This window comes from Planococcus sp. SSTMD024 (assembly GCF_041320495.1).
Taxonomy (GTDB): domain Bacteria; phylum Bacillota; class Bacilli; order Bacillales_A; family Planococcaceae; genus Planococcus.
This window is the reverse complement of the sequence record NZ_JBGGNS010000022.1, coordinates 984029-1002548: the sequence shown is the minus strand read 5'-3', so window position 1 is coordinate 1002548 and position 18520 is coordinate 984029. Positions and strand designations below refer to the sequence as shown.

General features: G+C 49.8%; 19 protein-coding genes. 5 read left to right on the top strand and 14 right to left on the bottom strand.

Translation table 11 applies throughout. From position 1 onward, the window contains the following. Positions 1-107: 107 nt before the first annotated feature. The 3 genes from AB9R92_RS13655 to AB9R92_RS13645 form a co-directional block, all read right to left on the bottom strand. Positions 108-722 carry a flavodoxin family protein gene (locus tag AB9R92_RS13655; RefSeq protein WP_370669970.1) on the bottom strand — a complete coding sequence of 205 codons (615 nt, stop codon included), beginning with the start codon at positions 720-722 and terminating at the stop codon, positions 108-110. Positions 723-785: 63 nt separating this feature from the next. After that, positions 786-1976, bottom strand: coding sequence for a MalY/PatB family protein (locus AB9R92_RS13650; protein ID WP_370669969.1), 1191 nt, complete (start codon positions 1974-1976; stop codon positions 786-788). Between the two features lie 81 nt (positions 1977-2057). Continuing rightward, positions 2058-4013, bottom strand: a complete 1956-nt coding sequence (locus tag AB9R92_RS13645) for an LTA synthase family protein (protein ID WP_370670115.1) — start codon at positions 4011-4013, stop codon at positions 2058-2060. A gap of 195 nt (positions 4014-4208) precedes the next feature. Between AB9R92_RS13645 and AB9R92_RS13640 the strand changes: the two genes are divergently transcribed. Beyond that, a complete protein-coding gene (locus AB9R92_RS13640) occupies positions 4209-4610 on the top strand; it encodes a DUF2512 family protein (protein ID WP_370669968.1) in 402 nt (133 codons plus the stop codon). A 95-nt stretch (positions 4611-4705) separates the two neighbouring features. Here AB9R92_RS13640 and AB9R92_RS13635 read toward each other — a convergent pair whose 3' ends face one another. The 7 genes from AB9R92_RS13635 to AB9R92_RS13605 form a co-directional block, all read right to left on the bottom strand. Next, complete coding sequence (locus AB9R92_RS13635) at positions 4706-5836, bottom strand: diguanylate cyclase (protein WP_370669967.1); 1131 nt, start codon at positions 5834-5836, stop codon at positions 4706-4708. Between the two features lie 155 nt (positions 5837-5991). Continuing rightward, positions 5992-6222, bottom strand: a complete 231-nt coding sequence (locus AB9R92_RS13630; RefSeq protein WP_370669966.1) for a hypothetical protein — start codon at positions 6220-6222, stop codon at positions 5992-5994. Positions 6223-6301: 79 nt separating this feature from the next. Further along, positions 6302-6763 (bottom strand): VanZ family protein, encoded by a 462-nt coding sequence (locus AB9R92_RS13625; RefSeq protein ID WP_370669965.1) that lies wholly within the window; start codon positions 6761-6763, stop codon positions 6302-6304. Between the two features lie 51 nt (positions 6764-6814). Further along, entirely contained in the window at positions 6815-8869 is a 2055-nt protein-coding gene (locus AB9R92_RS13620) for a cell wall-binding repeat-containing protein (protein ID WP_370669964.1), read from the bottom strand. A 123-nt stretch (positions 8870-8992) separates the two neighbouring features. Further along, the gene (locus tag AB9R92_RS13615; protein ID WP_370669963.1) at positions 8993-9328 is read right to left on the bottom strand and encodes a hypothetical protein; all 336 of its coding nucleotides are present in this window, start codon (positions 9326-9328) and stop codon (positions 8993-8995) included. A gap of 247 nt (positions 9329-9575) precedes the next feature. Further along, complete coding sequence (locus tag AB9R92_RS13610) at positions 9576-10436, bottom strand: neutral zinc metallopeptidase (RefSeq protein ID WP_370669962.1); 861 nt, start codon at positions 10434-10436, stop codon at positions 9576-9578. A 108-nt stretch (positions 10437-10544) separates the two neighbouring features. After that, on the bottom strand, positions 10545-11036 hold the full coding sequence (locus AB9R92_RS13605; protein WP_370669961.1) for a hypothetical protein: 492 nt from the start codon (positions 11034-11036) through the stop codon (positions 10545-10547). Between the two features lie 861 nt (positions 11037-11897). Between AB9R92_RS13605 and AB9R92_RS13600 the strand changes: the two genes are divergently transcribed. Beyond that, positions 11898-12344, top strand: a complete 447-nt coding sequence (locus AB9R92_RS13600; RefSeq protein ID WP_370669960.1) for a PH domain-containing protein — start codon at positions 11898-11900, stop codon at positions 12342-12344. Between the two features lie 351 nt (positions 12345-12695). Here AB9R92_RS13600 and lexA read toward each other — a convergent pair whose 3' ends face one another. Beyond that, complete coding sequence (gene lexA / locus AB9R92_RS13595) at positions 12696-15122, bottom strand: transcriptional repressor LexA (protein ID WP_370669959.1); 2427 nt, start codon at positions 15120-15122, stop codon at positions 12696-12698. Positions 15123-15367: 245 nt separating this feature from the next. Between lexA and AB9R92_RS13590 the strand changes: the two genes are divergently transcribed. From AB9R92_RS13590 to AB9R92_RS13580, 3 genes are all read left to right on the top strand, one after another. Further along, positions 15368-15877 (top strand): hypothetical protein, encoded by a 510-nt coding sequence (locus AB9R92_RS13590; protein WP_370669958.1) that lies wholly within the window; start codon positions 15368-15370, stop codon positions 15875-15877. Between the two features lie 161 nt (positions 15878-16038). After that, positions 16039-16350, top strand: coding sequence for a TIGR04104 family putative zinc finger protein (locus AB9R92_RS13585; protein WP_370669957.1), 312 nt, complete (start codon positions 16039-16041; stop codon positions 16348-16350). Between the two features lie 51 nt (positions 16351-16401). Then, positions 16402-16707, top strand: a complete 306-nt coding sequence (locus AB9R92_RS13580; RefSeq protein ID WP_370669956.1) for a TIGR04104 family putative zinc finger protein — start codon at positions 16402-16404, stop codon at positions 16705-16707. 351 nt (positions 16708-17058) lie between these two features. Here the strand turns inward: AB9R92_RS13580 and AB9R92_RS13575 are convergent, their stop codons facing one another. The 3 genes from AB9R92_RS13575 to AB9R92_RS13565 all read right to left on the bottom strand — a co-directional run bounded on the left by AB9R92_RS13575 (position 17059) and on the right by AB9R92_RS13565 (position 18518). Further along, entirely contained in the window at positions 17059-17604 is a 546-nt protein-coding gene (locus tag AB9R92_RS13575) for a hypothetical protein (protein WP_370669955.1), read from the bottom strand. A 215-nt stretch (positions 17605-17819) separates the two neighbouring features. Next, positions 17820-18179, bottom strand: coding sequence for a rhodanese-like domain-containing protein (locus tag AB9R92_RS13570; protein WP_370669954.1), 360 nt, complete (start codon positions 18177-18179; stop codon positions 17820-17822). A gap of 96 nt (positions 18180-18275) precedes the next feature. Continuing rightward, positions 18276-18518, bottom strand: a complete 243-nt coding sequence (locus AB9R92_RS13565) for a hypothetical protein (RefSeq protein ID WP_370669953.1) — start codon at positions 18516-18518, stop codon at positions 18276-18278. Positions 18519-18520 lie beyond the last annotated feature (2 nt).

Here is an 18520-nt window from a genome sequence, read left to right as displayed (position 1 = left end):
TTACAACGTGCTGTGCGTTCTAAAATTGAATCTTCAATACTGATATGTATTTCACTTCCCTTTATTCCAATACAAAAACCCCTTCTCAAAAGAGAAAGGGCCTTATTTTACAATGTATTGCCTTCTGCCGGGATCGGGTGGTCCTTCAGCATATTTGCCAGATGATACGTATTATAGGCCAAGCGCTGGATCGCGGCTTTCGAGAAGTCGTTGCCGCCTGTCTCACCATACGACGGCCCAGGACCGGCTTCCCCGACCCAATACGCATCCACATTCGGCGGGATGACAAAGCCGATATGCGACAAACTGTACAATAGCGACGCCGCTGCATGTTTCGCACCGTCTTCATTGCCTGTAATGACCGCTCCGCCGACTTTATTATAGAAAATCGACTGGCCTTGATCGTTCGTCACGCTGCTCGAACCATACAAGCGCTCGATGGCTTGTGTCGCAATCGAACTTTTCTCGCCAAGCCACAGAGGCGTCCCGATGATCAGGATATCAGCCGCTTTCACCAATTCCAAAATTTCCGGCCATTCGTCGCCGTCTTCCATATCTTCTTCCACGCCGAAAGCGATGTAGTAATCCGACAACCGGATGATTTCCGACTCGACGCCGAGTTTTTCGTAATGTTTTTGAACGTCTTTCATGAACACTTCGGTATTGGATTCTTCTTCCGAACTTTTCAATGAACAATTGAGAAATACTGCTTTCAAAGCCATGCAGGCACGTCCTTTCGTTTTCCGTCTCCCTCTAGCTTTCCCTGAAACGGCACGAAAAAAACATTAATTCAAATCGTCGAACTCCTTGGCGATGCGTTCCATCGCTTCTTGGATAAGCGGGCGCGGCGACGGGATGCAGATGCGCTGGAACCCTGCGCCTTCTTTCCCGAACATGGTGCCGTCTTCCAAGATGACGTTCGCTTTATTGTAGATGCGGTCATGGATTTCCTTATCGTCAATCCCATAGCCGCGAAAATCGAGCCACATGACGTAAGTGCCTTCCGGAATGCGCACTTTCACTTTCGGCATGCGCTCTGCAAGGAAATCTTTTACCCATTCGAGCGTCCCGTCGAGATATTCGTTCACTTGACCGAGCCAGTCGTCGCCTTCTGTGTAGGCGGCAATCAAGGCCGCCACGGTGAATGGCGTCGGCAATTGCATACCAAGTTCCGCAGTGAATTTCTCGCGCAGGGCTTCGTTTTCGATGATGACGTTCGTGCAATGAAGCCCGGCCACGTTGAAAGTTTTATTGATCGCCGTACACGTGATGATGTGGTCCGTCTCATCCGCTGCCAGGACCATCGGCGTGAAAGTCTCGCCGCTCCGCACCAAGTCGCCGTGGATTTCATCGGCGATGATTGTCACATTGTGGCGCTTGCAAATGTCCGCAAGCTTGGCCGATTCTTCCGGCGTGAACACGCGCCCCGTCGGATTGTGCGGATGGCAGTGGATGAATAATTTCGTATCTTCATCTTTTGCGAGTTCCTCGAATTCCTCGAAGTTGACCGAGTAACGGCCATCTTCATCCATCACGAGTGCGTTGTTTTTCACGACGCGCCCGTTGCCTTCGACAGCAGAGGTGAACGGTGGATAGACCGGACGCTGGATGATGACGCCGTCGCCCTTTTCGGTCAAGGCTTTCACAGCGATATTCAAAGCGTGCACCGTTCCCGGGCTGAAGATGATTTGTTGCTTATCGATCGCCCAGTCGTAACGTTTTTGGAAATAGTGTTGGATCGCCTCAAAATAAGTATCCGGTAAAATTGTGTAACCGAAGATGCGGTGGTCGACCGTTTGATGGAGCGCATCGACGATCGGCTGTGCAACCGGCAGATCCATGTCCGCTGTGAAAAGCGGGATCGTGTCTTCATCGTAGCGGTCGGTGATGCCGAATTGCTTGATCAGTTCCGCGCCGTCCCATTTCAGTGAATAGGTATTGCGGCGTTCGACTGTTTCGTCAAAATTATAGTTCATTCAAAAACTCCCTTTCTCGAATGGATTCAACACAACTAGTGTACCGCTCCTGTCCGGTGAGTTGGTGAATTTTGCTTATCGTCAATAGCCGAACTTCTTGATCAAGTTGCCACGCAAGACGTCATCCGAGATTTGCAGTTCTTTCGAGCCTTCCTTGAACGGTTCTTCGCACGCCTCAACGCCCAGTTCTTCCCCTGTCATGCGCCAGAAGCAGCTGCCGTTGTCATAGATCCCGTCGGACGATGCGATAAAGCTCAGTTCGCTCGTGATGAACGAGCCGTCGCGGAATGTCGCGCGCCCGCCTTCCGCATCCCACATATTGCGGCCGATGAAATGGTGCTGGGCCGGGTCGCCGCCGAGCACCTCGAGCAAGCTCGGGGCAAGGTCAAGCTGGCTCGCCACTTGGCTGAAGGTTTTCGGCTCCGCTCCTGGGATGTGGACAATGAGCGGAACGTTTTTATTCGTTTCGAAATAAGCAAGCGGGTCCTCTGCTTCAGTGAATTCGATGAACGCCTTTGTATTGTCGGTCATCCCTGTGCTGTGGTCGCCGTAAATGACCAGCACCGTGTCGTCTAGCATCCCTTTTTGCTCGAGCCCATCCACAAACTTGCCGATCGCCTGGTCGACGTAATGGATCGATTGCAAATAATTCTTGAAATGGCGGTCGTGATAGCCGTTATAGCCTTCTGTCTTGAGCAGCTGCAAATCCTCCGGCATTTCGAACGGATGGTGGCTTGTCAGGGTGACGATATGCGAATAGAACGGCTCCGCAAAGGTTTCCATTTCCTCAAGCGATTGGTCAAGCAACGCTTCGTCGTTGATCGCCCAGCCGATCACTTCCGCTTCCTCAAAATCGTCATCGGAATAGAAAGTATCGATGCCAAGCTGCGGGTAGATGATGTAGCGGTTCCAGAAACTTGCTTTATACGGGTGGAACACATTGGTTCCGTACCCTTGCTCTTTTAAAATGCCCGGAAGTGCATCGAATGTATTTTCGGCATGGAGCATATACGCTGAACCTTCAGCTGTCGGGTACAGGGACGTGTTCAGCAGGAACTCGGCATCCGAGGTCCGGCCGAGCGCTGTCTGTTCGTAGAAGTTCGGGAAATACAGATTTTCCCTAGCCAAACGGTTCAAGTTCGGCGTGATTTCCTCCCCGTTCACTTCGCGGTTGAGGACGAAATGCTGCAGCGCTTCCACTTGCAGGACGATGACGTTCTTGCCTTCTGCCATGCCGGAATAAGGGCCAGGCAAGCGCTCCGCATTTCGCCCGTCGAACCAATCCTGGGCCGCTGAGATTTCATCTTCACTATAGACCTTGCGGTTAATGAAATTATCATCGATATAGCGCGTGATATTGGCGCTGTGGAATCCGAGCAACCCGGTGAAATTATACACCCGCATATTCGAGATCAATTTATTGAACTGCCATGCGCCGCCGTTTTCCATCGATTTATTGAACGGCACCGCTGTCAATTGCCAGCCGAGTACGAGCACCAATAGCGCCGTCCCGACTTTCGCCCAGCGAGAAGGGGTGCGGACAGCCGCTTTTTTCCGGCTGATGGCCAGCCACAGGATCGCCATCAACAACACATCTGCCAATAACAGCGCATCGCTCAGGCGGAACAAGGCGAAAATGCTTTCGCCTACATCGCCCACTTGGCGCATCTGCATCAGGACCGTCACGGAAATGATGTCTTCGAAATAACGGAAATACAACGTATCCGCCAAAATGATGAAACTCAGCACCAGATTGGTGATCGCCATCCAAAACAGGCGTTTTCGCCCATGCAACAGCAATAGCCAGAATGTCCCAAGCAAAATCGTACCGATGCTGATCAACAGCACCCCTTCAAAAATCCGTTCCTCTTCCCCGCCAAACAGCCAGGCGACAAATTCCCTGGCATACGCGAACGGACCGAGTGTCGTAAACAGCGTGCCGCTGACGTTCGAGAAATAATACACCTTTCCTAACAGCAATAACACAAACAATGCATAATCCCATTGGCTGAGCAAAAATTTCCCAGCCGTCTTCACTTTTTCCAATTTAAAAACGCCCTTTTCTCTTTTTCTCATAATATTACCATATTCAGAAATTGTTTTTTCCATTTTTTGAATAATTATCTTTTTTTCATTCCCCCCTCCTTTCTTACTCGAAAGCACGCATATCCTGTTAATGAAACGGGTAGTGATTTCTATACTCGTATTCCATTAATATAGAGGAGGGATTCCGTGAAACATCTCATTGCACTCGCTGTGAAATTCGTCATCATCACGCTCGTCTTGTTGGTCGTTCTGACGTGGGCATTTGATGTCAGCTTCATGAACACCTTGATGATCAGCCTTGCGCTTACGGCCTTGTCCTATGCAATCGGCGATTTGCTCATTTTCCTGAATGCCGGAAAACCGAATAACCAGTCAACCCGCAACACGATCGCGACATTCACCGATTTCATCATGGCACTGGCTGTCATCTTGTTGATCGGCTGGCTCTTGACCGGCGAATTCGCCGCCATGGTTGCGCCTGCACTCGTCAGCGCTTTGGTGCTATCGGCTGGCGAATGGTTTTTCCACCAATACGTCGACCGCAGCGTTGTCCCGTGGTACAACAATTACAAATCGGCCAAAAGCTGAAAACGCAAAAAGGCTATCCCAGGCACGATGGGATAGCCTTTTTCGATTTAACTGCCGGGTTTCCAGGCAGCCTTTTCGCGTTCATGTAAGACGGGTTATGCGTTCAAGTGATAGCTGGCTTCCTTTTCAATACCTGTTTTCATCGATGCGACTGTCACTTGGTTGCGCCCCGTTTTTTTCGATTGGTACAGCGCACGGTCAGCCTGCTCAATCAATTCGTCGAGCGGCTGTTCCGTTTCCGACATCGCGGCGCCGAGCGACACGGTCAAACGCCCGCCCGGCTGTTGGTCGGCACCGTAGAACGGATAACTTTCGATGCGTTCGCGCAAGGCATCCGCCAGTTCGAACACCTGCTGTTCAGTGGACACGCCCGTAAAGCATAGGATAAATTCTTCCCCGCCGTAGCGGGCGATGACATCTCCCGGACGCGCCGCTTCTTCCATCAACCGCCCAATCGAGCGGAGCACGCCATCTCCTGCCGGGTGGCCATGTGTATCGTTATAATTCTTGAAATGGTCGACGTCCATCATGACGATTGCCATCGGAACGCCCCGGTATTTCAACTGGCGCACCTTTTCATGGAAAAACCGGAGATTCGGCAAGCCCGTCAAGGCGTCATGCGTTGAATCGTGTTCAAGCGCTTTCCAGCGGATGATGTTGCGGTGCGTATCGTTGAGGATCCAGCCCAGCGCCAATACCCCAATGGCCGCCATCATGGCCATTATGAGCGCCATCGCTGCAGTCGCAGGTGTCGACATCGCCATCCACACCGTTTTGATCGCTTCAAATACCGCAAAGCCGAGCATCATGCGTTTGATATTGGCCATCGCATAAGGCGGACGGTAATTTTTCCTGTCATGGAACAGGCTGCCGATGAGCACCGGCAAGAAAATCGCCTGCATGATGCCGAGCCATACCGTCGGCCCGTCCATCATCATCCGGTAAATGAACGGAATGATCATGGCGATGACACCAGGCAGCCAGCCGCCGATAAATGCGACGAAATAAAGCGGCGCTTCGCGGAGATCGATGCGCATTCCTTCGTGAAGCAGCGGATTGTACATGATTGCGAACGCCAAAACCCCGGTCAGCAAGCCGTTCAACAACGGCGCTTTCCTCGATTCCGCCAATTTCGGCACAAGATATTCCCGGGCTTTCAAGCCGAGATACATCATCGCAATGATCAACGCCATATTTTCAAGGAAATAAAAAAAGTACGCCTCCATCAATCCACCCCACTCTTATCAGTCCCTTAAGTTTAGCAGGAAATGTCTTTTGGTATATATATTTTGGAAATAATTTATAGAAAGCTAAGCACTTTCACTTGTTTAATTCCACAAAAATACCGCAAGCGCTCATTTCAAGCGCTGCGGCATCTTCCTTACAAATCCAATAATAATTTCGACAGGCGGTGCGATTGTTCGTCCAGCTCCTCGTGCTTTCTCACAAGATCGCCAAGTTTGCCTTTCATGGCGTCGACGTCTTTGTCGTCTTCGAATTGTTCGGTGATCGCCACCTGCTCCTGCAAAACGTGGATCGTCTGTTTTAAGTTCTCGCGGTATTCCGTGCTCACTGCAAATTTCTCTTCTTTGTCTTTCAGCTTGTCTTTCATCGATATCCACCTCCTGCTTGTTCTATTCCCGTTGTCCGCCACCAAAAACACCCATTTTCCACAAAACAAAAAAGGCCGCTCACCAACTGGTTTCGGCCTTTTTCTCGTGTTGCCATTTGAACTTTGCGACAAGCCAGTACAATGCCAATCCTGTCGCCGCCCCAGCGCTGTCAATCAAGACGTCGCGGACTTCGCCGCTGCGTCCCGGGATGAATAATTGATGGAATTCATCGGACGCTGCATAAAGCGCGCTCAAGGCGAACGCCAAAAAAACCGCGCGCTGCAAGCCCATCCCGCTTTTTAAGAGTGCCTTTACGAACAGCAGCCCAAGCACGAGATACGCGAAGAAATGGGCGCTTTTCCGGAACAGCGTGTGAAGCGTATCGAACTCCACCGGGACGAATGAGGCGATGGCTTCGAACACTTGCCGGACGATTTCCGAACTGATGCCGCCCGACACCCCGGCCGGCTGATGCGATAACGCAAATATAAGAACCATCCATAAGACCGGCCATAGCCAAGCCAGCAATTGCTTTTTCATCCTGCCAAATCCTTTTCTTTCCTGTCGTACTTCCATTATAACCTAGCGCGCTCAATCAACAAGCGCTTCGAGTGAACGGGCCATTTCCGCATCGACCAGGCCTTCCGAATCGACAACCAAAAATGATTCATAGCGCTCGAGCTGCTCTTTCAGCTCTTTCGTCAAGCCGCCATCGCTAATCAAATACAAAGAAGCGTTACGCCTGGCGGCAGCATTCGCTGCCGCCAATGCGTCGGTGAAATTCGATGCCGGGGCCAAAACCGCAACGCGGCGCTCTGCATCTTCCTCTTTCGTGCGCGCTTGGATTGACAACCGGTCAGCAGCCAAAACGATATCGCTGCGCCCCCTCATCGCTTCGGTCGTCTCACGCGGCATGCGGTTGCCTTGTGACAACAAAATCGGGTATTGGTTTTGGGCAGCGAAGACAGACGCGAGTGAAACATCCTTGAATGTCGCGCCGTCCGCCACGACCGCCCCTTCCGAATCGATGCGCTCGGAAACCAGCGCCGCCGTCTCATAGCGGTTGGCGCCGCCGATGCGTTCTGGCTCAACCCCCATCAAGGCCAATTCCTCCATCTGCGCATCCGAAATAACCGGTGCGCTGCCGAGGATGATGGCATTTCTTGCCCCGAGCCGTTCGATTTCCGCTTTGGCAAACGCGTTCAGCCCGTCATTTTCCGTGAACAACAAAGGCCCGCCTTCCTGATAGGCGAGTGGCGCACCGGCTAATGCATCCGCAAAGCCTTCACCTGTCGCCAGCACCACCGTCTCGGCCGAATCCCATACCGCTTCCGACAATAAAGACGCCGTCTCAAAGCGGTCATCGCCGCTGATTTTCGTCACCGCCGCCGCTTTCGGTTCCGGTTCTCCGCTATACGCCGCAATGCCGCTGCCGCCGTAAACGTACACCGTGTCGTTAACGGACGTGAGCAGTTCACTGCCTTGCGGGATGTTTTCCTGCGCCACTTGATTGCCTTGTGCATCGTAGAACTTCAACTTCCCGCCGCCCAGTACCGCTGCCCCGCCAGACGGAGACAAGGCCGCCGCTTCAACGGAATGCTCCAGCACTTTATTGAATCCGCCGTTTGGTGCCATCACTTGCACGGCGCCGAGACGATACGGATTGCCGAACGCGCTCGTTCCCTGTTCCTGAAGCAATAGCAAGCGGTGATCGCTTTGCTGCTGATGGCTCAGTGCGGATTCCGTCACCACCGGGCGGTAACGGCTCTCAAGCGCACGGAACGAAGCCGACCGGATCGGCTGGCGCATGCGTTCGCCTCCTCTGGCGTTCAAGAATGCCCACTCGCCGGAATCCACGAATTCGACAATCGCACCGTCCGCGTCGGTCCCCACCAGACGCACCTCTTCTGCAGCAGGCAAAGCTTTCTCATACGTGACTTTTTCGTCATCAAGCGAACGCGCGATCAAGGTCGGCACTTCGACTTCTTCATTTGGCGCTTTAATATAGTAGATGATGCCGTCTTTCACTGCATAAGGCTCCAATACATTGGCCGATTGCCATTCCTTGCCGCCTGAAAGTGCGCGGCCGTGAAGCACCGAGCCATCGAAATACATTAAATGGCCGCTTGAAATCACAGCTTGCCGCAAATCGCCGCCCGTTACGTCCGCAACCGGGGTGCCGTCAAGTTTATATGCGAGCAAGCGCGCACCGAGATTGCCGGTGATGATCACATGCCCCGACTCAAGCGCGACATCCGCACCGGATCCGCTCATCCGAAAACCGTCCGCGAGCGCAAAGGATCCGGTTTCTTTGCCGTCCACTACATCATGCACCGAGACGTCATTTCCGGAAATGACGACAAATGCCTGATCGCCGATTGCATAATGCGCTGAGTCCAGTTCCTTGCGCCACAATTCCTTGCCGTCCGCGGCGTAGCTGACGATCGCCTGTGCCCCTAGCTGGTTCTCGAGCACCACGATGACCTGCTCATCTACAACGGAAAGCTCGCCCGCCTTGACGCCTTGCGGTAATTTGACCAGCTCACGGTATTCCGTATCTGCAGCGAACGCTTCATGCGGCACTATGCCCGCCCCGCCCGCTGCCGCAAGCAAGGCGATGCCTATCCCGATCTTGACCTGTTTCATGTGCCTCCCCCTCTTCTCCTGGCTGTCTTCTTTCAGCCTAATGGCAGAAGGTTAAGGAAATGTTAAAAAAACGGCAAAACGCCCCGTCCGGATTGTCGGAATCCAGACGGGGCGCACGTGAGCTCATACCGTTTCTTCGCGCTTCGGGTGCGGCTGCGTGATATCGACCGCATACACCTCGATTTTATTGACCATCAAGTCTTTGATCCCGTAAACTGGGCGTTCGCGGCTTTCGACGTCCGCGACATATTCATTGAGCTTTTCCTGCAAAAAGACGCCGACGGGTTTGTCGGAATCCGTGATTTGAGCTGCCGCATACTGGAAGGAAGTCTCGAAATACAGATTGGAGATTTCAATCGCCTTCAGCGTCTCCTCTTCTTTATGTAAGCCGACCACTTTGTAGTAATTGCCGTATTCGTCGCGCACCAAATCCTGTTGTTCGATGTTTTGCATGCTCATCAAAATTCCTCCTTCAATTAGTCTCGATTGAAAATGCCTCAGTTATTCCTATAGACGGAACTGGAGAAGCTTAAACAAATTTTTATCAACGAGAGACGATTGAAATTGAATGGTTTGAGTTGTTTGTTATGAATTTCCATCTGTTGATACTGGCAGATGGGTTTTATGCACGCCTCTCGCCATAAACCAATGAATCGGCAACAATAAGTTGAGCCGATTCATTGGCTGGATCCGCTATGCGGCAGTATCAGTTGCCTGATTGGTCAAAGGCATCGAACGCATAGGAATCGCAAGTGGATGTCAGACCGCTTTCATAGCCGGCGTTGAATGCTTCGATGCGTTCTTCCGGAGCGATGTTATCGGTGGTCCCACCAGCTTTATCGTCTTCGATTCTGTTCATGGCATTCATGGCTTGATCGATGGTGTCCGCTGTTAGCAGTTCCTCACTATATACGGATTTTGCCCAGATTCCCGATAAACAACTCGCATTTTTTTCCAGCGCAGCATATTCTACCAGATGTTCATAGGCTTCTCCCTCTTGTGGAGCTTCCGTTTTGAACCAGCCCAGATTTTCCTGTATCGCATGGGCGTATTGATGGGCTACCAATAGCGCTGTGGAAAAATCGCCGGCGAATTGGCCTTCAGCTTCCGTCCATACTTGCTGGGCCAACTCTTGTGTGATCACAATCTGGTCATCAAAAGGGCAGTAGAAGCTTTCGAGTGCTTCTGCTGTGCCACATGCCGTCTCGACGGTTCCTTGTTCTTCAGGGCTCGCAAACCAATAGCCGCTGCTCGGGGCGCCGTATCCGTTCTCGAGCAACCTGCCTTGCCAAAATTCATGCACGTTCACAATGGCCGATTCCAGGTAATCCTCCATGGCACCGTTTTCAGGAGCTTCAGTGAAGGCGGAGGACAATTCTTCCCCGTCTTCCGCCGATTCAACAGCCGGCAGTTCCAATTCCAAAGGTGCCGGATTTTCTTGAATCTCTTCTTCAGCCATCGGCGCTTCGGTTCCTTGAGTCTCAGGTGTTTCGGAATCGTTGCACCCCGCCAGGAAAATCAGGACCCCAACGGTAAGAACCATTTTAAAATGTTCACCTAACATCATCAGCTTCTCCTTCCTGATTAAAAAGACAGCCTGCATCAATCGACAGGCTGCCTTTTATGTTTTGCATGAACACTTTGCAATTTAACGCTGACTGTTGTGACGGTTCGCTCAGTTCCCGCACCAACTTGGCGACACTTCCCTGTGCACATGCCCATCGCTTTCCCAAGTGATGACATTCATCACAAGGAAGGCTCCTGCGGGAAGATTGGTGAAATCTATGGAACCGAATGACTCATCAGTTTTGGCATCGCGCCAGCCCAAATTTCGTCCTTCCTTGAAACCATCCGTGTTGACATGCGCGTATGCAATTGCCCTTTCATACTGTTTCCACACATGGTAACGGACCCCGTCCCAACGATACAGAACCGGTTCCCAAGTCACCAGATCTTCTTCAGCAAAAGACGATACTTGCTCCGGAGGGAATGCTTCTACACTAAGCACCCTGTCCCCTGCCTCGTTGTATTCACACTCGCTTGCACTTACTGAATGATCAGGAGAGTCGTCACCGGTATCATGCGCCATGGCGGGCGCCACTGAAAAAGCGGCAATGACGAACAGCGACAGCCACAAAAGAAATAAATTTCTTTTGCCACCTTTCATTGCTTTCACCTTCCTGGATGTATTTCCTCTAAGGGGCAAATAGACAGGAAAGGCTGGAAAACATGATAAGTATAGTTGATGGGCTTCACTCCTCCTTTCTCAACTTTGGTCGGCAGCCGAATCAGACAAACGTGCTTCACAGAATCCAGGAATAGTTGTCTTGTTTGCCGCCTGAGGATTAAGAGTGGGGGTGGTGCAATATGGGCGCTTTGCCATATACCTACTTAGTTGGTCGTGCCTGTAACTTATGTATGCCACTTTACACAAGCACATTATACTCCTTTTTTATTAAAATATCAATTAATTATTCTGAATATTTAGAAATTTTAATCGTTATGAACTTTCGATTGTCGTTTTCGCTGTTCCTAGCCTGGTAAAGATAACTACTGATCCTGGAACAAGGCGGTGGTAAAAATATATGCCTATCTATCAGCTTGTCGAGAAAGGTAAGAACTCGTATTTTCCGAAGCTTATCGCACGACTCCGTGGGCTCGCGCCCAAGCCTCCTCAGTCGCTTTGCGCCTTGCGGGGTCTCGGTCGTCTCGTCGCTTACGCTGCTCCACTGGAAAGATAAGGTCGACCTACGGGAGACATTATCTTTGCGAAAGTAATGCGCAGCATTATTGAGCAGAAGGGTTTACGAGCGAACGCTTCTCCAAATACTGAGATAATTCGTTGTTTTTTAATTGTGGAATAGCTTCACACTCTTTTCATTTATTGAAAATTATAGACTTCTTCAACACTCTGATTTATGTTCCACATTTCTCTATCTCGGAATGGAGTTCATTTTGCATCTAAAGAAGTTAAAATGATGAAGCTTTACGCGCTTTCATCCGTATAGATACATAGAGGTGAGCAATTATGACTTTCCGTTCGAAAATCGATTCATTTTTTATCCGTATCCTTTTTGCGGCAATTCTATTCATCGCCGCAGTTTCGTTTATTCCGTTGTGGTTCGATGACGCGCCGCTTTCAGCTTTCGTGATCGTCACGTCTACTTTCTTCGTGACCACCGCCCTTATCCTGTGGACCACCTTCGCGATACACTATATTTTCAAAGAGAACCACTTAGTCGTGAAAGCCGGCCCTTTCAGAAGCCGGATTCCCTACAACAGTATTTTGAAAGTCGCCCCGACACGCGATATTTTCACCGGCTACCGCCTGTTGTCGTCGCGTGATGCACTAGAGCTCATCAACAATACGACGATGTTTGGGACAGTGAAAATCTCACCGGAAAACCAAGAGGCTTTTATCGCCGAGCTGAAGAAACGGTGTCCTGAGTTGAAGCTGGACGAAAGACTTTCTTAAGCGGCATGCTCCCGGCCATCATCGAATTCGAAAAAGAAATTTAAAAAACAGCCCGTGGGCTGTTTTTTTTCAGGCTGTCGAGAAAGGTAAGAAGTCGTATTTTCCGAAGCTTATCGCACGACTCCGTGGGGCGGGAATCGAGCCTCCTCAGCCGCTATCGCGACCTGCGGGGTCTCTCAAACCCGCTAGTCCCACAGGAGTCGAGCAAACGCTTCTCCAAATACTTAGATAGGTCATTGATTTTTCAATGTCGAAAAGATGACCTCATTCTAATTCATAACTGATTAATGGACTTATTCAACACTCTGTAAAAAAACAGCCCGTGGGCTGTTTTTTTTAATGCCTTCAACTTTATTTCTTCAATACCCCAATGACCCGCCCGTTGATGTAGACGTCTTCGCTGCGCATCATAATCGGTTCGAATTCGGGATTTTCCGCGACGAGCAAAATCTCGCTGCCCATCGGCATGTATTTTTTCATTGTCGCTTCGCCGTCGATGACCGCAATGACGATGTCGCCGTTCGAGGCGGTGTTTTGCTGGTGGACGACGACCATATCGCCTTTGTCGATGCCGGCACCTGTCATGCTGTCGCCTGTCACCGTCAATAAAAAACTGTCTTTCGGCGACACGAGCCAGTCGCGCGGCAAACTGTGTGCCGTTTCGTAACTCTCATTCGCCAGCGCCGGAATCCCGGCCGCGACGTTTCCAATGAGCGGTACGTCCACCAATTCGTGCACTTGAAGCAACACTTCTTCACCGGCTTCGCGCACTTCGATCTCTGCGCCTGGCTCCTGGGCGTATTCGTAATCGCGCCCGTTCTTCAAGTTCTTGTAGAGGCTGCGCTGCTTCGTATCCGGCAAAAAGCGCGCCTGGCATTTCGGCAAGTCCTGCACTTCTTCGCCTTTTCGGTCGATGATTTTCACCGACAATCCATCTGTCGCAATGCCGTAGAACGCCCGGCCGTCCGCTTCCAAATAACTTTTCAGCTGATTCACTGCGTCGCCGATGCCCGTCCCGAACCGTTTCACTTCAGCGATGATATACGGCCGTGCTTCCCCATCCGCATAGATTTCCACAGCAATATCGCAATAGCCTTTTTTCGAGAACTGCTGGACCGGGTATTCGAGCTGCATGAGTTCATGCGGATAGCCGTATGTCTCATGAAGTTCGCGGATGAGCCATTGGCGGGTCAATTCCTCTTTCGAATGCAAGTCGACCAATTGATCGGCCAAGCGGTATTCGGTCATGCTGATGGACTCGAAGGGGCGGAGTGCCGCGTCTTTTCGCATGCGCAAATGCTTGCGGTCGATTTCCTTGATGAATTTCGACGGCTTTTTCACCGACGACATATACAACAATTCATTCGCCCGCGTCATGCCGACATACAACAGCTTGCGTTCATCGGAATCGATCGTCTTCTGATCTTCCGCGTCATCGTAAAGCTCCATCGGGATGACGCCTTGGTTCAAGTCAATGAGGAAAATCACTTTGAATTCCAGGCCTTTGATCGAATGCATGGTCACGAGCTTCACTTTGTCCGATTCGAAATTCGGCTCATTGCCCTGCAGGACTTCGCAAGGAATCCCGAGATTCGCCAAATCAGCGGCAGCGCTGTCGACCGAGCGTTTGTTTTTGGCAACGACACATATTTCCGACAAGCGGTAATCGCCATGCAGCCGTTCGATTTCTTCTGCGAGAAACGCCACTTGCTGCTCCGGCTGCATGAAGAACTGGTAAATCGGCGGATGGCCGTGCCGGTCGATGAGCGCCGGCTTGACGAAATCGACGTTCGATTGGATCGTTTCGTCCGCTTCGATCAAATCGAACGCAGCTTGGGAAATCTCCGTCGTCGTCCGGTAATTCTTGCTCAAGGTCCGCGATTTTCCGCTCATATCATAGCCGATTGTCGTATACGGCCTGCCTTTGCCGAGCCACGAATCCGGATAGATGCTTTGCGTATTGTCCGCCACGAACATCAAGGACGAATGGTCTTTCTCTTTATACAGCTCTTTCAGGAATTCCAGCTGGACGCGTGTCAAATCCTGGCTTTCGTCGATGATGATATGGGTGTACTTGCCGCCATTCGAACGCCTTACTTCGGCGAGCGCCAATTCGTTCAATTGCTTGAACGACACATACCCCTCTTTTTCGAGCAATTCACGGTACAGCCGGGCCATTTCGAAAATCGCCTCGCGCGTCGGCGAATTCTTCAACAGTTTCTGCGGTGTGCTGCTATTGCCGGAAGCACGCCCGATCCGGTCCGCCGCCTGATAAGTTTCGATGTCGGTCATCGAGCACGCCGTGATCCACTCCGCTTCTTCCTTCAGGAACTTCTGGTTTTTAGGCGTCAGGAGCTTCACGTCCGGATAGGACTTTTTCGCTTCATGAAGCGCCTTCAACAAGATGGACCATTCCTTTTCCTTCGGCGCCAGGGCGAGCTTGCGATTCGTGCGCTGCAAATATTTCATGAACTGGCCGTACATGAGCGAATCGATCGTCGCGATCTTCACTTCCGCATTCGACGCAAACAGCCGCTCCGCCTCGCCCATAGCTGCATCGGCCAAACGCTCGTATTGAAATTTTATGTAATTGAGCAAAGTCTTGTTATACGTCACCAATAAAATCCGGTCATCTTCCTCGTGGCAATAATGATCCATCAAGAAATGGATCCGCCGAATCGCCACCGTCGTCTTGCCTGACCCTGCCACGCCTTTCACCAACATCGGCCCGCCCGGCTCCAGTTCCACTATGCGCCGCTGCTCCATATTCAATTTCATCCCCGCACCCTCCCTATTTACAACTTATACCTTTATTCTAAGAATATTGTCATGCAATAGCAAGGTCTTGATTCATCCAAAGAGACTTATTTTAATCAGATGGGATATTGATGAACAGCTATGCAACGAACCATAAGCTTGACTGAAGCCCTATTTAGGTTTTGGATGCATGGGATTTTTGTGGAAATTCCATGGTATAGTAGAGCTGACACAGTAGATTTGATTCAAGTATTGGAGGATCTGAAATGAAGAAACTCATTACCGCCATCCCGCTAGTATCGTTCGCTGTACTTGCAGTGTTCGTCATCAAAGCCAATTTCGGCGATTCCGAAACGCCCGCTCTCCAGGAACCGGAAGAATCGGCAGAAACCGAAGCTTTGGCCATGTCGGAATCGAATGCCCGAAACCCTAAAAGCACATTCCAGCAACTCGACTATAGCGAATATGATGATTTGGAGCATTTCATCACAACCGTCCATGACCAATGGTACGCCATCCACCCGGAACAGCGCTTTGCCTTCTCGATTCACGGAGGGAACTTGCATCTCTTGGCGATAGTCGTGAGAGAAACAAATTACTGGGAAACCGTTATTGAAGAACGCGAATTGACCCATGAATTCGACCGATTGCAAAGCACTGCGTTCCAAATCTCCAGCCCGCTCAGCGAACTCCACGACCAGCAAAAAGAAAACGAGCTGATCCACTTCCAGGAACAGCTCGACATTATTTACAAGCGCATCACCAGCGAATCGTAAAAGGCTGTCGGTGCTCACCGCTATCTTCCCGCCCGCCATTCTGCACATTGGAATCGGCGGGCAGGATTCCTTATTTTATTCCCATAAATTTGGATTACTTCTGAAATCAAGGGTATACAAAAAGGAACGAAGGTAAAAATTCACATGAAGGGAGCAAGAAGATGCCTCATTGCGAAAACTGCGGGACGAAATGGAGCTGGAAAGGTGTCATGAAGCTCAGTTTCAAAGGCAAGAAAGAATGCCCGAATTGCCAGAAACGGCAATACATATCCACCAGGTCGAATTTCTGGGTCACCTTTTTCATCTCCATGGGCTTCTTAACGCCGATGAACGTGCTGCGGTACTATTACGAAATTGGATGGCCATTGATCATTCTGGGCTTTTTGATTTACATGCCGCTTGTGCTATTACTCGCACCTTTCCTGTATAAACTATCGAACACAGGCAAACGCTTCGGCAAAACGGTCGAATAGTCGGCTGCGTTAAGCCCGTTACACTTTATACCTAATTGCTCAGCAGAAAGGATGAATTTCATGGCCCAATGCCAAAATTGCGGTTCACAATGGAACTGGAAGGATATGTTCAAGCTCAGCCTCAAAGGGAAGCAAGAATGCCGAAATTGCCACACTGTCCAATATGCATCAGGCAAATCGAATTTCTGGAGCACCATGTTATTCTTCATCCCGTTTATCCTGGTATTCAATTATCTGCTTATTTATATGGAAGCCGGTTGGCCGCTTCTTATCCTTTTCTTTATCGTTTATGTATCGATTGCCTACTTGCTAATACCGTTCATGCTCAAGTTATCGAATACGAAACGGAAGATTTAAAATTCAAAGCCAAAACCTTCAAAGGATTTTGGATAAGCTTCAGTAAATGAGCCCGCCAGGTATTCTCCTTATTTCATTAGGCAGCCGATGGATTGGGGCAATAAACTAAATGTCCGTCCATCCGTAAATTAGAGATGAAACGGAAAGTGTTCAGCAGCGCGGGACTGGCGAGTGTTTTTGCCGCGACTCTTCAACCCGCAAAATTCCATCCATCTGCAATTCCCCAAAAAGAACCGCTGTTTTAACGTAAGAAGTTCAGAAAACGCGAAAAAAATCTGGAACACCGATTTTAGATCTAGCAACAGGTCTAGCGATCCATTGAAGGCATAACAAGCTTGCACTTAAGTAAGGCTAATATTTTGTAAATAATATATAGAACAAAACGTGTAGAAGTATGGTGATTCCAATCATGTTAAACCAGTTGATGGCGTATTTATTATTTTTAGGTTGAACTACACCCATCGCGACTATGTTCCAAAAAAGTTTAGTGTCACGCCATCTTTTTTTGCTATGAATGTCTTTCCCTTCCATCTTTTGATTTTCTTTTCTAGCCCATAGAACAACGATGATAATATCTAAAAGGGCGCCTCCAGTCACCGCGGCAATAGCAAATTCATCTGAAACCCTAAATGATGGTGGTGATGCTTCTTTATTTGCATCGGCTTCAACTTTGCGTTCGTATTTCATCAACTCTTCTTTAAATGTAGAATTTGAATCGATATTTTTGATCGGTGAAGCACTTTGATCAAAATCGATAAATACCACTATACTAATTAAAGATGCCGTCAATAACACATACGCTGTAAAAAACCAAACGGTCATTTTAATTGATTTACTCAAATGAGAAACACCTACCTTATATGAGGCTGAAAATTCATTTTCAAAACCATTATCCATATTTCACCATATAATGGTATAAATCCTTTTTTAAATAGCATTTATTCAACTATCAATAAAAAAGCACCCTTCTTCACACGATGACAATATCAATTGTCCACATGTAATGTCGGATGCTATGTGTATAATAATTTTAGGTTTATTTTATCGGAAAACATTAAATGCTATTTGCACTGTTTCTCCACAGAAACGGAGCGGCATATGTTGAGCGGCCCTTACTCCACATCGCCTTCCCACGACGACATGCCTTCCGATACATTCACTACTTCAAATCCTGCTTCATGCAAAATTGCGCTCGCTTCCTGGGAGCGGTTCCCCGACTGGCAAATCACCACGTACTGCTGGTCTTCCGATAAGCCGGAAAATTCCTCTTCCCGAAGCGTGCTGAGCGGCTTGTTCTCCGCGCCGGCAATATGCGCCTCTTCGTATTCATACGGCTCACGCACATCGAGCACCGTGTAGCCCGCTTCCTGCTTTGCCGCCACTTCCTCGATCGCGATCGTCTCGTATCCGCCGCTGCCGCATGCCGCAATCAGCAACACCAGCAGTCCCATCAAGCCCATTAGTCTTTTCATCCTGCGTCTCCCTTTCGCATCGTTCTAAACGAATTGTATGAAATTCCATCGTTGAATACTATTTATAAGCTCAAAAAAACGCCTGAACATAACTGTTCAGGCGTTGACTTTAGGTGTCTCTGGGTGCAAATAGCTGTCAATGAACTGCGTCGCTTCTTCGAGCGTTTGGTATTCCCACGCCATGCCGTTCGACATGTCGCGAATGACCAGCCCGCCGGTGCTTGGCTCACACTGAACGATAAGCGTTTTGCCGTCATCGGAATTGAAAGTCTGGGTAATGCGCACGCCGCGGTATTCGAGAAGCGTAGATAAAAATGTGCGGATACTTTCTAACTTCATAC

Bases quoted from the DNA above. Each gene is read 5' to 3' on its own strand.
- AB9R92_RS13655 (WP_370669970.1), bottom strand. From the start codon at position 722: ATGGCTTTGAAAGCAGTATTTCTCAATTGTTCATTGAAAAGTTCGGAA.
- AB9R92_RS13650 (WP_370669969.1), bottom strand. From the start codon at position 1,976: ATGAACTATAATTTTGACGAAACAGTCGAACGCCGCAATACCTATTCA.
- AB9R92_RS13635 (WP_370669967.1), bottom strand. From the start codon at position 5,836: ATGGAGGCGTACTTTTTTTATTTCCTTGAAAATATGGCGTTGATCATT.
- AB9R92_RS13630 (WP_370669966.1), bottom strand. From the start codon at position 6,222: ATGAAAGACAAGCTGAAAGACAAAGAAGAGAAATTTGCAGTGAGCACG.
- AB9R92_RS13625 (WP_370669965.1), bottom strand. From the start codon at position 6,763: ATGAAAAAGCAATTGCTGGCTTGGCTATGGCCGGTCTTATGGATGGTT.
- AB9R92_RS13620 (WP_370669964.1), bottom strand. From the start codon at position 8,869: ATGAAACAGGTCAAGATCGGGATAGGCATCGCCTTGCTTGCGGCAGCG.
- AB9R92_RS13615 (WP_370669963.1), bottom strand. From the start codon at position 9,328: ATGAGCATGCAAAACATCGAACAACAGGATTTGGTGCGCGACGAATAC.
- AB9R92_RS13610 (WP_370669962.1), bottom strand. From the start codon at position 10,436: ATGATGTTAGGTGAACATTTTAAAATGGTTCTTACCGTTGGGGTCCTG.
- AB9R92_RS13605 (WP_370669961.1), bottom strand. From the start codon at position 11,036: ATGAAAGGTGGCAAAAGAAATTTATTTCTTTTGTGGCTGTCGCTGTTC.
- AB9R92_RS13600 (WP_370669960.1), top strand. From the start codon at position 11,898: ATGACTTTCCGTTCGAAAATCGATTCATTTTTTATCCGTATCCTTTTT.
- lexA (WP_370669959.1), bottom strand. From the start codon at position 15,122: ATGAAATTGAATATGGAGCAGCGGCGCATAGTGGAACTGGAGCCGGGC.
- AB9R92_RS13590 (WP_370669958.1), top strand. From the start codon at position 15,368: ATGAAGAAACTCATTACCGCCATCCCGCTAGTATCGTTCGCTGTACTT.
- AB9R92_RS13585 (WP_370669957.1), top strand. From the start codon at position 16,039: ATGCCTCATTGCGAAAACTGCGGGACGAAATGGAGCTGGAAAGGTGTC.
- AB9R92_RS13580 (WP_370669956.1), top strand. From the start codon at position 16,402: ATGAATTTCATGGCCCAATGCCAAAATTGCGGTTCACAATGGAACTGG.
- AB9R92_RS13575 (WP_370669955.1), bottom strand. From the start codon at position 17,604: ATGGATAATGGTTTTGAAAATGAATTTTCAGCCTCATATAAGGTAGGT.
- AB9R92_RS13570 (WP_370669954.1), bottom strand. From the start codon at position 18,179: ATGAAAAGACTAATGGGCTTGATGGGACTGCTGGTGTTGCTGATTGCG.
- AB9R92_RS13565 (WP_370669953.1), bottom strand. From the start codon at position 18,518: ATGAAGTTAGAAAGTATCCGCACATTTTTATCTACGCTTCTCGAATAC.